Annotated in this window: 17 protein-coding genes; 3 read left to right on the top strand and 14 right to left on the bottom strand. The window is 66.0% G+C overall.

Annotated elements, in window-relative coordinates:
- The first annotated feature begins 387 nt into the window (after nt 1–387).
- Nucleotides 388–711, top strand: coding sequence for a polyhydroxyalkanoic acid system family protein (locus tag ACPFMJ_RS19830; RefSeq protein WP_424361609.1), 324 nt, complete (start codon nt 388–390; stop codon nt 709–711).
- 5 nt (nt 712–716) lie between these two features.
- Here ACPFMJ_RS19830 and ACPFMJ_RS19825 read toward each other — a convergent pair whose 3' ends face one another.
- The 6 genes from ACPFMJ_RS19825 to ACPFMJ_RS19800 form a co-directional block, all read right to left on the bottom strand.
- On the bottom strand, nt 717–1130 hold the full coding sequence (locus ACPFMJ_RS19825; protein ID WP_424361608.1) for a hypothetical protein: 414 nt from the start codon (nt 1128–1130) through the stop codon (nt 717–719).
- Between the two features lie 173 nt (nt 1131–1303).
- The gene (locus ACPFMJ_RS19820) at nt 1304–1915 is read right to left on the bottom strand and encodes a response regulator transcription factor (RefSeq protein WP_424361607.1); all 612 of its coding nucleotides are present in this window, start codon (nt 1913–1915) and stop codon (nt 1304–1306) included.
- Nucleotides 1916–2009: 94 nt separating this feature from the next.
- Nucleotides 2010–2933, bottom strand: coding sequence for a prephenate/arogenate dehydrogenase family protein (locus tag ACPFMJ_RS19815; RefSeq protein WP_424361606.1), 924 nt, complete (start codon nt 2931–2933; stop codon nt 2010–2012).
- Complete coding sequence (locus ACPFMJ_RS19810) at nt 2926–4038, bottom strand: pyridoxal phosphate-dependent aminotransferase (protein WP_424361605.1); 1113 nt, start codon at nt 4036–4038, stop codon at nt 2926–2928. The genes ACPFMJ_RS19815 and ACPFMJ_RS19810 overlap by 8 nt, the downstream gene beginning before the upstream one ends.
- A 5-nt stretch (nt 4039–4043) precedes the next feature.
- Nucleotides 4044–4922 (bottom strand): chorismate mutase, encoded by an 879-nt coding sequence (locus ACPFMJ_RS19805; RefSeq protein ID WP_424361604.1) that lies wholly within the window; start codon nt 4920–4922, stop codon nt 4044–4046.
- 71 nt (nt 4923–4993) lie between these two features.
- Nucleotides 4994–5290 (bottom strand): hypothetical protein, encoded by a 297-nt coding sequence (locus ACPFMJ_RS19800; RefSeq protein ID WP_424361603.1) that lies wholly within the window; start codon nt 5288–5290, stop codon nt 4994–4996.
- A 36-nt stretch (nt 5291–5326) separates the two neighbouring features.
- Between ACPFMJ_RS19800 and ACPFMJ_RS19795 the strand changes: the two genes are divergently transcribed.
- Together ACPFMJ_RS19795 and ACPFMJ_RS19790 are read left to right on the top strand one after the other, a co-directional pair.
- Nucleotides 5327–5833 carry a hypothetical protein gene (locus ACPFMJ_RS19795; RefSeq protein WP_424361602.1) on the top strand — a complete coding sequence of 169 codons (507 nt, stop codon included), beginning with the start codon at nt 5327–5329 and terminating at the stop codon, nt 5831–5833.
- A 63-nt stretch (nt 5834–5896) separates the two neighbouring features.
- Nucleotides 5897–6346 carry a cupin domain-containing protein gene (locus ACPFMJ_RS19790; RefSeq protein WP_424361601.1) on the top strand — a complete coding sequence of 150 codons (450 nt, stop codon included), beginning with the start codon at nt 5897–5899 and terminating at the stop codon, nt 6344–6346.
- Here the strand turns inward: ACPFMJ_RS19790 and ACPFMJ_RS19785 are convergent, their stop codons facing one another.
- From ACPFMJ_RS19785 to ccoO, 8 genes are all read right to left on the bottom strand, one after another.
- Nucleotides 6347–7462, bottom strand: coding sequence for an MFS transporter (locus tag ACPFMJ_RS19785; RefSeq protein ID WP_424361600.1), 1116 nt, complete (start codon nt 7460–7462; stop codon nt 6347–6349).
- A complete protein-coding gene (gene ccoS, locus ACPFMJ_RS19780) occupies nt 7459–7614 on the bottom strand; it encodes a cbb3-type cytochrome oxidase assembly protein CcoS (RefSeq protein ID WP_424361599.1) in 156 nt (51 codons plus the stop codon). Before ccoS ends, ACPFMJ_RS19785 begins: the two co-directional genes overlap by 4 nt.
- Nucleotides 7611–9857 carry a heavy metal translocating P-type ATPase gene (locus ACPFMJ_RS19775; protein WP_424361598.1) on the bottom strand — a complete coding sequence of 749 codons (2247 nt, stop codon included), beginning with the start codon at nt 9855–9857 and terminating at the stop codon, nt 7611–7613. Before ACPFMJ_RS19775 ends, ccoS begins: the two co-directional genes overlap by 4 nt.
- A gap of 15 nt (nt 9858–9872) precedes the next feature.
- Entirely contained in the window at nt 9873–10406 is a 534-nt protein-coding gene (locus tag ACPFMJ_RS19770) for a FixH family protein (protein ID WP_424361597.1), read from the bottom strand.
- Between the two features lie 21 nt (nt 10407–10427).
- Entirely contained in the window at nt 10428–11903 is a 1476-nt protein-coding gene (gene ccoG / locus ACPFMJ_RS19765; protein ID WP_424361596.1) for a cytochrome c oxidase accessory protein CcoG, read from the bottom strand.
- 123 nt (nt 11904–12026) lie between these two features.
- The gene (gene ccoP / locus ACPFMJ_RS19760) at nt 12027–12914 is read right to left on the bottom strand and encodes a cytochrome-c oxidase, cbb3-type subunit III (protein ID WP_424361595.1); all 888 of its coding nucleotides are present in this window, start codon (nt 12912–12914) and stop codon (nt 12027–12029) included.
- Nucleotides 12907–13095 carry a cbb3-type cytochrome c oxidase subunit 3 gene (locus ACPFMJ_RS19755; protein WP_424361594.1) on the bottom strand — a complete coding sequence of 63 codons (189 nt, stop codon included), beginning with the start codon at nt 13093–13095 and terminating at the stop codon, nt 12907–12909. Before ACPFMJ_RS19755 ends, ccoP begins: the two co-directional genes overlap by 8 nt.
- A gap of 4 nt (nt 13096–13099) precedes the next feature.
- A complete protein-coding gene (ccoO, locus tag ACPFMJ_RS19750; protein WP_424361593.1) occupies nt 13100–13819 on the bottom strand; it encodes a cytochrome-c oxidase, cbb3-type subunit II in 720 nt (239 codons plus the stop codon).
- Nucleotides 13820–13823: the final 4 nt, after the last annotated feature.

Raw genomic sequence — 13823 nt, 5'->3', positions numbered from 1 at the left:
TGGTCGATGCCCACATCGTCGGTGAGGATCATCAGAATGTTCGGCGCAGGCGAATAGGCGCCGCCGGCGGAGCTTTGGGCCGCGGCTGCGCCGGAAAGGGCGACGGCGAAACCGAGCAAGCCGAACTGAAAAAGCTCTCTGAACAAGCGCATGGATCTGCTCCGCGAATCGGGCGCGATGGCGAAGACTGTGCTGAAAAAGACGTTGAACGTAAATGACTTAGCAGCCAACATCGCTGTGAAAGCGGTTCATGCGGCTAAACCGGGGTAAATCGCAGCGCGACGATCTTAGGCAGTTGCGACCGCAACCACGGCGCGGGCCGTCTCCCTCGCCGCTTTATTTCGCCGCCGAGGGCGCCTACATCAGCCCTTGAGCGGAGAGCAAGCCATGTCGAACACGATAACGATCACCATGCCGCATGATCTCGGGATCGAAACCGCCAAGAAGCGACTCGCCGAACGCATCGAGGCGCTCCAGCGCGAATATGTCGACAAGATTGCGAAATCGGAAGTGACGTGGGCGGGAGACGTCGCCACCATCCGCGTCGCCGCGATCGGGCAGACCGCGACGGCTCAGATGACGGTGCTCGCCGATCTGGTGCGGATCGAGGTCCAGTTGCCCTGGCTTCTCGCGAAACTCTCCGGCGCCTTGCAAGGCTTCATTTCGCAGAACGCGAGCGACGTGCTCCGCATCGGCTCCAAGAAGAGCTGAAGGCTTTACAGCATCTCCTCGCCCTCGACCGTTGTCGCGCTGTCGGGCGCTGAAGTCCGCAGCGCCGGCAGCTCGCCCCTCGCCTTTGCCACGGCGTAGTGCGCATGAGCGGCGCGTCCGCGGCGAAGCGCAATTGCGTCCCGGTGGACCCGCGTCGCGAAGAGCAGCCGACGGTCGCAGCGCGCCGTTTCCCGCATGTAGAGCGCCAGCACGATCAGAAGATCCGTCGCCCGGTCGAGCGCGCCGAGGTCGAGAAAATTACGCAGATCGCGGATGATGAGGTTCCGGGCGGAATCCTCCCCACGGTGCGCGTTCATCCGATAGCTCACGAGAAGGGTACGGTGAGCGGGGGTCACCGATGCGCTGAGCGAGATGCTCTCTGGCGCGAGAGCGATCTCAAATCTGCCAAGTTCGGTCATTCGGATTCCCCCAAAACGCTTGGAACGCTTCGTCACGGCGACGCCGCGAAACTGGCGGAAAAGCTAGACTCCGGGGGGATTTGGCTCAATTCGGGGAATATACCTAATCTCTTGCGAATCGCACTTTCGCCCAGTGATTTCAGCGCGAAACAAATTGCGCGGGACCGGGCCGATCAGGACGCGTGACCCGCATCGAGATCGAGCCAGATTCGGACGAGATCGGGGAGCGTGCGCGCGCCCAGTTTGTTCATGGCGTTGGAGCGATGCGTCTCGACCGTGCGCGGCTTGATCCCGAGCTTCGATGCGACCTCGCGATTGCCGCGCCCGCCGAGCACGGCGTCGACGACGTCCTTTTCCCGCGGGCTCAAGGTTTGATAGCGCGCGATCAGCTCGCGTTTGCGCCGCACGCGCGCGGCCCGCGCGCGGCTCACCTTCATCGCCGAAAGGACCGAGGCGACCAGGCGCGCGCCTTCCACCGGTTGTTCAAGGAGATCGAACGCCCCTTGCTTCATCGCCTGGACGGCGAGCGTCACGTCCGCCTTCTCCGTAATGACGATCACCGGCAAGTGCTCGGGCAGCGCGGCGCGCAGCCGCAGGATCGACTTGAGGAAGGTCGGCGGGCCGGGAAGGTCGATGACCACGCAGCCTACCTCGTCGAAGCCCTCATGACTGACAAAGTCAGAGACGCATGAAAAAACAACCGTTTGCAGGCTTTCTCCGGCCAGCGGCTCCGCGAGAGCTTCCTGCTGCCGCTTATCCTGCGCTACGAGATAAAGAGTCGGCATTATCGATAACCTTGAACGCCGCATCCGAATGACAACGTTCTAGCACACGCTCCCGCTCTGGTTGAACAGAATTTTTCAGAATCTGACAGCAAACTTAATTCGGCTTCTCCCGCCGGCCGAAATCGGGAGCGGCCGTATCCTGTCCCTGCTCGATGATCGAGCGCCGGATGGCGCGGGTGCGGCTGAAGAAATCGAAGAGCCCCTGCCCGTCGCCGCGCCGGATCATGCGCTGGAGAGCGCTCAGATCCTCGTTGAAGCGACCGAGCATTTCGAGCACCGCCTCGCGGTTGTTAAGGAAGATGTCCCGCCACATGGTCGGGTCCGACGCCGCGATGCGCGTGAAATCTCGAAAGCCGGAGGCCGAGAATTTGATGACCTCCGAGCGCGTCTGCTCGCCGAAATCATCCGCCGTGCCGACGATATTGTAGGCGATGAGGTGCGGCAGGTGGCTGGTGAGCGCCAGCACCTTGTCGTGATGATCGGCGCTCATCGTCTCGACCTTCGCGCCGATGCGCGTCCAGAAGGCGTCGAGCTTCGCGAGCGCCGCGGGGTCCGCGCCCTCGGGAGGCGTCAGGATGCACCAGCGATTCTGAAAGAGCGTCGCGAAGCCGGCGTCGGGACCGGAATATTCCGTGCCCGCAATCGGGTGCGCCGGGATGAATTGCACGCCCGCGGGCACATGCGGCGCGACCTGCGAGACCACGGCGCTCTTCACCGAGCCGACGTCGGAAAGAACGGCCCCGGCTTCGAGATGCGGCGCGATGGCTTGCGCGACCGCTCCGCAGACGCCGACCGGCGTGCAGATGATAACGAGATCGGCGCCCTTCAGCGCCAGCGCGGGCTCGCCGCTCGCTTCGTCCGCGATGCGGATCTCTCGCACCCGCGCCATGACGGCGGGCGAAGCGTCGAGAATGGCGATCTCGCGCGCCGCGTCATATTCGCGCGCGGCGCGAGCGATGGACGAGCCAATGAGCCCCGCGCCGATCAGCGCGACGCGATTGAAGATCGCATCAGCCATTCGCGGCGGCTTTCGCGTCCTGCATGAATTCGGCGAGCGCGGCGACGACCAGCTCGTTCGCCTCCTGCGGCCCGATGGTGAGGCGCAGGAATTCGCCCATGCCATAGGCGCCGATGGCGCGCAGCACGAGCCCGCGCGAGGTCAGGAAACGGTCCGCGTCGGCGGCCGTGCGACCGGGCGTATTGGGGAAGCGGATGGCGATGAAATTGCAGACGCTCGGCAACACCTCGAGCCCCAGCGCGGAAATCTCTCGCGTCAGCCAGGGAAGCCATCTGGAATTATGTGCAATCGCCGCGTCGATATGAGCGACGTCATTGATGGCGGCGATCCCGGCGGCCGAGGCCGCAGTCGACACGTTGAAGGGCGAGCGGATGCGGTTGAGCGCGTCGATGACATGCGACGGCCCATAGCCCCAGCCGAGACGCAAGCCCGCAAGACCGTAGATCTTCGAAAAGGTGCGCGTCATGACGACATTCTCATGCGCGTTCACCATCGCGACACCCGCTTCGTAGTCGGCGTTGGTCACATATTCCGCGTAAGCGGCGTCGAGCACGAGGAGCGTCTGCGGCGGCAGGCTCTTCGCGAGGCGCGCAATTTCAGAAGCCGGCAGATAGCTGCCGGTCGGGTTGTTGGGATTCGCCAGAAAGACGATCTTCGTCCTGTCGGTCACGCGCTCGAGCATCGCGTCGACGCTCGCCGTGTAATTCGTCTCCGGCGCCACGACCGGCACGCCGCCGGCGGCGAGCGTCACGATCTTGTATTCGAGGAAGCCATATTGGCTGTAGAGGCCCTCGTCGCCCGGCCCGATGTAAGCGAGCGCCAGAAGCTCCAGAATATTGTCAGAGCCCGCGCCCATGATGATCCGCGCCGGATCGAGCCCGAAGCGCGCGCCGATCGCATCGCGCAGCTTGTGCGAGGAGCCCTCTGGATAGATCGCGATCTCATGCGCCATGTCGCGCAAAGCCTGCACGGCGGCGGGGGACGGGCCGAGCGGCGTTTCATTGGCGGAGAGCTTGAATACGCGGCCGGAGCCGGGCGCGGCGCTCTTGCCGGGCACATAGGCGTCGATCGCCAGCACGCTGGGGCGCGGAACGGGACGCGTCATAGTCATTAGCTCCTTGGCGCGAACACGCCGCTGCGGGCTTCGGTGAGTTGATAACGCTCGGCGTGGCTGCCGATGAGATCGACCCTGGCGTCGCTGGCGCCTGCCGCCGCCAGCTCCTGCGCAAAGCGTGCAGCCTCGATCCGGCCCGGCGCGGCGACCATTACCGACAGGCCGCCGGCATGCGGCGCGCTCGCCAGAATTTCCCCTTCCAGTCCAGACACGACAGCGGGAACGGAGTGCGACCAGCGCGGCAGGTTGATCGCATAGAGCATGATGTCCTGCGAGGCCGCGTCCGCCGCGAGGCGCGCAACGATGAAGACCGGCAGGCCGGCCGGATGGTCGGGGCGCTCGACGAAGGGCAGCCGGGCGATGATCTTCGGCTTATCCTCGCCGATGAGCCGGACCCACCAGGCGCCGTCCGCGAGCGCGCCCGTCGCGCGCAACATGCCGAGATCGCCGCACGACGCGGCGACGGCCTCGATCACGGCGCCCGCGCCGTGGTGCGGCACGTAGGGCACCGTAAAACCGAAATGGAAGCGCGCGCTGTCGCGCATCTGCGCGTCGCCGCCAGAGTCGTCGGAGTGGACCGAATAATTGTTCTGGACATAGGTGAAGGTCGAGACGATGACGCGCCAGACGCCTTCGACGGCGTCGACCGGCAACAGGCCGCTGTGGCGCTCGACCAGCGCCCGCATCATTTGCGCCTCGCGGTCGGGCCGGAAGGCGCAGCCCCCACCCTGCGCGCGCTTCACGGCGATCAGCCGATCGATGATCTCTCCGCGCTGCATGAGCAGCCGATGCATTTCGAGATCAATGCGGTCGATCTCGCCGCGTAATTCGGCGAGCGCATCGACGGCGAGGGTAGGCTGGGGCGTGTCGCGCATGGGGCCTCTCTTAGGCCAGCGGGGCCCGAGAGTGAAGGGGGCGCCGGGCCTCCCTTGTCGTATGCGCCGCCTCAATTCCGTCTGTCGGGGCGACGGGAAAAATGGCTTTCAAGGCGACGCTCGAGGTTTTTCATACGCTTTTCCGCGTGCGCCGGCTGGCTGACCCCTGATTTGCCTCGCCTCGCCAACTGGTTGGGCGTCCCGGGGCGATCGCGCTGGCGGCGGCGGCCCTGATCGTATCCGACATCCATCCACGCGATGAGACGCGCGTTTTCGCGGCGCTCGCGGCGGCCTGGCTCGCCTCCTTTGCGACGAGCCTTTTCGCCCAGGCGCAAGGCGCGCGCCCCCTGGCGGGTTTCCTGCTGCAAGCCGCCGCCGCGGGCGGCGCGGCGGCGCTGGTCTGGATGGAGCGTTACGCGCCCGTCTCGCTCATCTATTTCTTCCCCGGCGTCGTCGCGGCCTGCTTCGCCGCGCCCGCCGCCCGCATCAAGGATGTGGGCGCCTATTGGATCTGGGCAGAGCGCCTGTGCGTCGCGGGCGGCTTCGCCTATATGGCCGCCCTTCCCGGCTGGGGCGCTGCGGCGGCGACGCTTTTCAGCGCGGAACATCTATTCGGCGGCTTCTCCATGTCGCTCACCGCCAATATTCACGCCGCGGATTTTGAAATCACGGCGATGGACGGTCGCCTTGCGGTCGCTTGGCGCGGCGAGGAGCCCGCGGTCTTCGATATGGCCGACATCGCCAAGCGGCAGGATGTGAAGGCGTCGAACCTCGGCGACGGGCCGCTGTTGACGCCGACGGGCGGCAATGACAGGTTCGTCTTTCTCGTCCAGCAGCTCAGCCTGACCGTCCCGCCTGACGGCCCAGCCAAATTTTCCTCGATGCACGCCTTCCTGCTCCGCCGCGAGTGACAAGGTCGCTTTCTCCAACTGGCGGCGCCGCGATAGATTGCGCCATCATAGAGAGGAACCGCCATGCGCCAATTTCACGTCGCCCTTGCCCTGCTCTGCCTTCTCGCGCCCGGCGCCCGCGCCGACAGCGTCGAACTCAAAGGCTTCCACGCCAAGCTGAAAGCCGAGCTGGCCGAGCTCGGCCATCTTTCCGAGCTCAACGGCAAATACCGCATCCGCGTCACCGAAGTGACGATGGACCCTGGCGGCTACATGCATGCGCACCACCATGTCGGCCCCGGCCTGCGCTGCATGCAATCCGGCGAGTTGAAGTATGAGATCGAAGGGAAGACGACGATCTACAAGCCGGGCGACTGCTTCAGCGAGACGGGCGCCGTGACACATGAATCCAGCGTCGTCGGAAATGCGCCGGTCGTGCTGCTGAATTTTGAATTGCTGCCCGCCTCGCTGCCGGAAGGCAAGGGCTCGATCATGGCCGCGCCCGAGGAGCACGACCACCATCACGACAAATAGTCAGACGATCAGCGCCCCGGCCGCCGCCGCGCCGAGCAGGCAAAGATCGTGAAAAGCGAGGGCCGCGCGCGACGGGCGCGCGCCCTCATGCAGCAGGCGAATCGCGCCGATATTGGCCGCGCCCCAGCCGACGCCGATCGCGAGAAGACCGGCGGCGACGTTCACTGTGGACGCGCCGGCATGAACCGCGCCCCAGCCGGCGAGCATGACGGCGAGGCCGCCCGCTAAAGCGGCGAAGGGCGGGAAGAAGGCCGGCCAACGCGCGGCGAGCGCCGCCGGCCCATACATCGAGAACAGATGCCAGCCCATGGCTCCGCCGATGAAGGCTGGCGTCGCGGCGCAGACGGCGAGCGTGAGCGGCCCGTGGAGCATGCCTGCGGACATGATGAACCAGGCGAGCGCGCCGGCGACAGTCGCAAGAATGAAACGCCCCGTCAGCCGCCATTCGCTCTTGCTTGCCGCGCCCGCAATGACATGCGGCATGCGCACCGAGAGCGCGAGCGCGCCGATATGAAGGCCGGAAGCGGCCAGCAGCGTCGCGCCCGGAGACGCCGCAAGCGAGACGAAAAGCGGCGCCAGCAACGCCGCGCCCGCCCCGCCCGCGAGCACAACAAGTCCATCGCGCGGCGCGCCCTGCGCGGCGATGTGCCGATAGAACAGCGCAAAGCCCTGCGCGAATCCGAGCCAGAGGGCGCCGAGGCAAAGACCGAAGAAATTGCCCTTTGCAATGGAGAAGGCCGCGAGCGCCCCGCCTGCGACGCCGAGCGAGGCCCCGAGGCCGAAAGCCGCGCGTCGGCCGAAGCTGTCGACGAGCAGCGCCGCCGGAAAGCTCGCCAGCGCCGCGCCGACAAGCAGCAGCGCGAAAGGCCAGCCGACGCGCTCGATCGTCGGCGCGATGAGGCGGCTCTGCTCGGGCAACACGGTGAGAACGAGCGCCTGCGCCAGCACGGCGAGGCCGAAACCGGCGGCGAGCGTCAGCCGGTTGTCGGTGATTTGCGCGCGCGGCAGGGAGGCGGGACAGGCGCAGACGATCTGGCCCATGCGCATGGCGTCGTCGCCCTCGGACGCGTCTTTTGCAAGCACATCGACAAAGCCGCGCTCCATGCGAAGGCTCACTTCTCGTCCTCCACATCGTCATCCATCAACACGCGATGCGCGGCGCCGTCGAGATCGTCGAACTGGCCGCTCCTCAATGACCACATGAAGGCGGCGAGCGCGCCGAGACCAAGAAGCAGCGCGAGCGGAATAAGAAAGAGCAGGACGGTCATTCCGCCGCCTCCAGATTCGGCGCGCCTCGCGCGTCGCCGAGAGCTGAATCCCGCTCGCTTTCCTGCGACGCGCCGCGAAGCCCGCCCGCCCGCAATGCGTTCACCGTCACGAGGATGGACGAACCCGACATCGCCGCCGCCGCGATGAGCGGCGTGAGCCAGCCCGCCATTGCGAGCGGCACGGCGAAAACATTGTAGATCACCGACAGCCCGAGATTCTCGCGCATCAGCGCGCGCGCCTTGCGGGCGAGTTCGAGCGTCGTCACGACGGGCGCAAGACGCTCGCCGAGGAACACCGCGTCGGCCGCGGCCTGCGTGATCTGCGTCGCCTCGATCGGCGAGATGGAGACATAGGCGGAGGCGAGCGCCGGCGCGTCATTGAGGCCGTCGCCGACCATCAGCGTCTTGCGGCCCGCCGCGCGCAACGAGTCGAGCCGCGCCACCTTGTCGGCGGGCTTGAGCGCGCCGGACCATTGTTCGACGCCGAGCGCCTTTGCGATTCCCTCGACCGCCTCCACGCGATCGCCGGAGAGAATTTCGATCGAAACCCCAAGCGCCTTGAGCGCCTCGATCGTCTCGACCGCATCGCTGCGAAGGGTCTGACGGACCTGAAAGAGCGCCGCCATGTCGCCATGGCGGAAGGCGACCAGCGACACATCCGCATCGAGCGCGCCGAGATTGGCGGCCTCCCCCTCGAGGCCGCAAAAACGCGCCGAGCCGAGCCGCGCCTCGACGCCGTCGACCATCGCCGAAACGCCGAGGCCATGCTCTTCGCGCGCCTCCAGCGCGGCCGCATTGGGGCGCTGCCGCGCGACGGCGCGCGCCAGGGGATGGCTGCTCGCGCGAGCGAGCCGGGCGGCGAGGTCCATCAGGCTCGCATCGACCTTTGAAGCGTTGACGACGCGCGGCTCCGGCGCCGTCAGCGTGCCGGTCTTGTCGAAGACGACGGTGTCGGCGTCGGCGAGACGTTCGATGGCGTCGGCGCTGTTGAGCAGCACGCCGGCGCGGAACAGCGCGCCGCTCGCCACCACCTGCACCGCCGGCACGGCGAGCGCGAGCGCGCAAGGGCAGGTGATGATGAGCACGCAGATCGCGGTGATGAGCGCGTCGTGGAAGGTCGCGCCGCGCCACATCCAGAACAGCGCCGTGGACAGCGCCGCGAGATGCACCATGGGCGCATAAAGCCGCGACACGCGATCGGCGAGGCGCACATAGCGCGAGCGGGCGTTGGTCGCTTTTTCCAGAAGACGCTCGATATCGTCGAGCAGCGTCGCGCCGCTCGCCGCCTCGACGCGGATCGTCAACGCGCCGTCGTAATTCAGGCTGCCGGCATAGACCAAATCGCCGCTCGCCACGCCCCTCCTTTTCGTCTCGCCGGTGATGAGGCTCTCATCGAGTTGCGACGCGCCGGTCGCAACTATGCCGTCCACCGGCAGACGCTCGCCCGGCCGCACCCGCACGATGTCGCCGGGGGCGATCTTCGCCAGCGGCGTCAGCGTCTCGGCGCCGTCCGCCGACAGACGACAGGCGAGCGGCGCGCGCAGCGCAGCGAGATTCGCGGCGACCGCGCGCGTCTTGCGGCGCATGGCGTGATCGAGAAAGCGCCCGAGCAGCAGAAAGGTGAGCAGCATGGTCGCGCTGTCGAAATAAGCGTGCTCGGCGTGGGTCAGCGTCTCATAGACCGACATGCCAAGCGCCAGCAGAACGCCGAGCGAAATCGGCACGTCCATATTGAGACGGCCGGCGCGCAACGCCGCGAAAGCGCTCTTGAAGAAGGGCTGCCCGGCGAAGGCCGCCGCCGGAAGCGCGATGAGCGCGGAGACGCCGTGGAAGAGATCGCGGGTCGAGGGTTCGATGTCCACGCCGAACCAGACGCCTACCGACAGCAGCATGATGTTCATCGCCGCAAAGCCGGCGATGGCGAGGCAGCGCAGCAGCCAGCGCGACGTCTCGATCTCCTCGCGCTCGCTCTCGGCGAGTTCGAAAGGATGCAGCTTATAGCCCATGCGGCGCAGGCGCTCGAAGGCCGCCGCAAGATCGAAGGACTCGTCGCGCCACTCGAGCGCGAGCCTTCTGTTGGTGTAATTCACCCGCGCATGGTCGAGGCCGGGCAGATCGGCGAGGCCCTGCTCGATCTCGCCGATGCAGGCGGCGCAGGTCATGCCGTCCACCGCCGCCTCGAACCGCCGCGCGCCGTCCTCGCTGCGCGTAACTAAGGACTCGAAATCGAAAGCGGCGGTCATCTGCGGCCCTCTCGCTTATTCCACGTCGATGCGGTTCCTGGAGCGAAACACTTCCTCGCCGCCGCGTAAAGCGGACAAGACGAGGTCGCGCTGGCCCGCCGGAACCTTGGCCTTGCCGGCGAACCGGCCCGGCGCGGTCTCCGCGAGCGGCGCCTGCACGTCCTTCGACAAATCCGCCGGCGCGACGAGCACGGCGTTCATCTGGACGCCGGAGATGTCGAGGCCGTCGGCGTCGCGCGCGGTCACGAGGATTTCCGTCTCGCCGGTCGGCAGGCGCGTCAGGCGGGCGTCGACCTTCCAGTCGCGCACCGCCTGCTCGCGGGCGCGGGCGATGTCGCTGTTATAGGCGAGGCCCCGCTCGTAAGGATGCGCCACGACCTCGCCGGAGAAGGTCTTCACGGCCTTGTAGATCATCACGCCGTTGACGGCGCCGACGCAGAGAAAGAAGCCGACGATCATCGCCAGCACCTTCCAGCCATTGAGCGGCTTGCCACCTGCTTCGTAGTCTGAAAAGCGCTCGGCTTCCGGGAGAGGTTTGCGCGTGCTCATTATCATGCTCATGTCTTGCCCTCACGGCCAGATGAAGACGTCCTTCACGGCGGTCGACGCGCCTGTCTCGGCGTCGGTCGCGGTGAAGACGATGGGAGTCTGTCCCTTGCTGGAGGACACGCCGTGGGTCGAGAGAAGAACGCGCGTTTCGCGGGTTTGATCCGGCCCCACCTCGATCACCTCCTGGCCCTTGTCGTCCGGCGTCACGCCCACGATCTCGGTTTGCGCGCCGGAAAGGCCCGCGACGGCGATGACGAAGCGCCGCGTCTCCGGCTTCTTGTTGGCGAAGCGGATCGTGTAGCCGTTGCGCACGCCGCCATCCTTAAGCCGCACGGCGAGCGGGTTGCGGTCGTGCAGCACGCTCACATGCATGTCGCCGCGCGTCATGAGCGTGATCGACATGAAGCCGCCAATGGCGGCGATGAGCACGGCGTAGAAAACGGTGCGCACGCGAAACGGCTTGTAAATCGCCTCCTCGCCGCATTCGCGGCGCTTGACGTTCATCTCCGTGTCGTAGCCGATGAGGCGCGGCGGGCGATGGATCTTCTCCATGACCGCGTCGCAGGCGTCGATGCAGAGGCCGCATTGGATGCAGCCGAGTTGCGCGCCCTTGCGAATGTCGACGCCCGTCGGGCAAACGGCGACGCACTGGCCGCAATCGACGCAATCGCCGGAAGGCTCATGCGCGGCGCGGGCGGCGTTCGCCTGCTTCAACGACATGCGCGGCTCGCCGCGATCGTAGCGATAGGTGACGTTCAGCGCGTATTCGTCGGTCAGCGCCGCCTGAATGCGCGGCCACGGACAGGCGTGCAGGCAGAGCTTCTCGCGCATCCAGCCTGCGAAGACATAGGTCGTGAAGGTGAGGATGCCGATCCAGAGATAGGCTTCGCCCACGCCCGGCTGGAAGGTCGCGAGATTATAGACGAGCGTCGGCGCGTCGGCGAAATAGAGCACCCAGGCGCCGCCGGTCCACCAGGCGATGAGCAGCCAGACGAAATGCTTGGAAACCTTTTTGCGGATTTTCTCAGCCGTCCAAGGACCTTCGTCGAGCTTCATCCGGTCGCGGGCGTCGCCCTCGATCCAGCGCTCGGTCGTCATGTAGAAATCGGTCCACACGGTCTGCGGGCACATATAGCCGCACCAGATGCGGCCCGCGACCGCGTTCATGAGAAACAACGTCAGCGAGGCGAGGATCAGCAGGCCCGTGATGTAATAGACTTCCTGCGGCCAGATCTCGATGAAGAAGAAATAAAAGCGGCGATGCGGGAAGTCGACGAGCACCGCCTGGCTCGGCGCGTCGGGACCACGGTGCCAGCGAACGAAGGGAAGGAAATAGTAGATCGCGAGCGTCGCGAACTGGATGCCCCATTTGATGCGGCGGAAATGTCCGTCGACTTTCTTGTTGTAGACCTTGTGCGCGGCTTCGACGAAGGGTTCGTCGAGAAGGTGGTTCTGGGCGTCGGCGCTGGACATCTTATGGAACTCTGCTTGCGGCATGGCCCCCTCCCCACCCCTCCCCCGCAAGCGGGAGAGGGAGCCGGGGGGCGCCTTCATCGAGAATGCCGATCGTGACCGTCCCCTCTCCCGCTTTAGCGGGGGAGGGACAGGGAGGGGGCAGCCTTACTGCCCGCCGCCCAGCGAATGCACATAGACGGTGAGCGCCTTGATCGTCGTGTCGTCCAGCCTGTCCTTCCAGGCCGGCATCACGGCGCCGCCGCCATTGACGATGCGCGCGACGACGCTCGGCTTGTCGGAGCCGTAGAGCCACACCTGGTCGTAAAGCGCGGGCGCGCCCATTTCCGGATTGCCCTTGCCGTCGACGCCATGGCACGCCGCGCAATTCTCGGCGTAGAGCTTCTCGCCCTCCACCGTCGGCGCGTCGGAGTCCGGCGTCTCGGCGTAGGTGCGCACGTGATCCGCGACGATCGAGATCTGCTCGGGCGTCAGAATGCCGTCGCGGCCGAAAGCGGGCATGGCGGAGGCATGGGTCGCCTTGTCGGCGTCCCAGCGCACCCCATGCTCGATCGTCTGCTTGATGTCGGACAGCTTGCCGCCCCAGATCCAGTCGTCGTCATTGAGGTTGGCGTAGCCCTTGGCGCCCTGCCCGCCCGCGCCGTGGCAGGCGGCGCAGTTCGTCGCAAAGGCCGTCTTGCCGATCATGCGCGCCGCGGCGAGCAGTTCGGGATCCGATTCGATCTTGTCGAGCGGCGCGGCCTTGATTTTGTCGAGCACGGGACCGCGCGTCGTCTGCAGGTCCGCCACCTCATTCGCGACCTGCGTGCGCGAACTCCAGGCGAAGAGCCCCTGCGTGCCGCCGCCGGCCGTCGGCCAGGCGGGATAGACGATCGTGTAGCCAATGCCCCAGATCACGGTGATCCAGAATGTCCACACCCACCAACGCGGCAACGGCGTGTTCAATTCCTCGATGCCGTCCCACTCGTGTCCAGTGGTCGGCGTCCCGCTGACCGGGTCAATTCTGACTTTGCCTTTGTCAATGTCGTCAGACATCGCTTTCGTCCTCTCGGAAAGGGATTTGGGCGTCCTGCTCGAACTGCTTCCGGCGCGATGGCCAGAAGACGTAGGCGATGACGCCCAGGAAGATCAGGCCGAAGAAGATCAGGCCCCAATAGCCGGCGAACGCTCGCCAGCTTTCGTAGGCTGCCGCCGCTTCGGCTGCTTGAGGGCTCATGGCGTCACCTGATGTTGGCCTTGTCGTCGTAGAGCTTGAAGTCGACCGAAACGCCGAGGTGCTGCAGATAGGCGACGAGCGCGTCCTCCTCGGTCACGCCCGCTTTCGACGGCGAGTCGGCGAAGACGGCGTTCGGATAGCGTTTCTGCATCTCCGCGCCGCCCGGCGCCTCGGGCGAGACCTGCGCCAGAAGGTCGGCCTGCGCGTTCTCGATCTGCTCGTCGGTGTAGGGCACGCCGACGATGCGCAGGGTCCGCATCTGCTCCTCAATGTGCTCGGCCTTCAGCGGCGTCTGCGCGAGGAAGGGATAGCCGGGCATGATCGAAGCGGACACCACGGCGCGCGGACTGCGCATATGCTCGACATGCCAGTCGTTCGAATATTTTCCGCCCACGCGCGCGAGATCCGGTCCGGTGCGCTTCGAGCCCCACTGGAATGGATGATCGTACATGCTCTCCGCGGCGAGCGAGTAATGACCATAGCGCTCGATTTCGTCCCGCAGCGACCGGATCATCTGGCTATGACAGTTGTAGCACCCTTCGCGCACATAAATATCACGTCCAGCGAGTTCCAGCGGCGAATAAGGCCGCATGCCTTCGACTTTTTCGATCGTCGACTGGATCATGAAGAGCGGCGCGATTTCGACGATACCGCCGATCGAGACGACGATCAGTGTGCCGATTAGAAGGATGAGGGAGTTCTTCTCAAAAATTGCGTGGTTCATGGTA

It is taken from the genome of Methylocystis parvus, assembly GCF_049675845.1.
Taxonomy (GTDB): Bacteria; Pseudomonadota; Alphaproteobacteria; order Rhizobiales; family Beijerinckiaceae; genus Methylocystis; species Methylocystis parvus_A.
The sequence above is the reverse complement of the archived record's forward strand: the minus strand, read 5'-3'. Positions and strand labels throughout refer to the sequence as shown.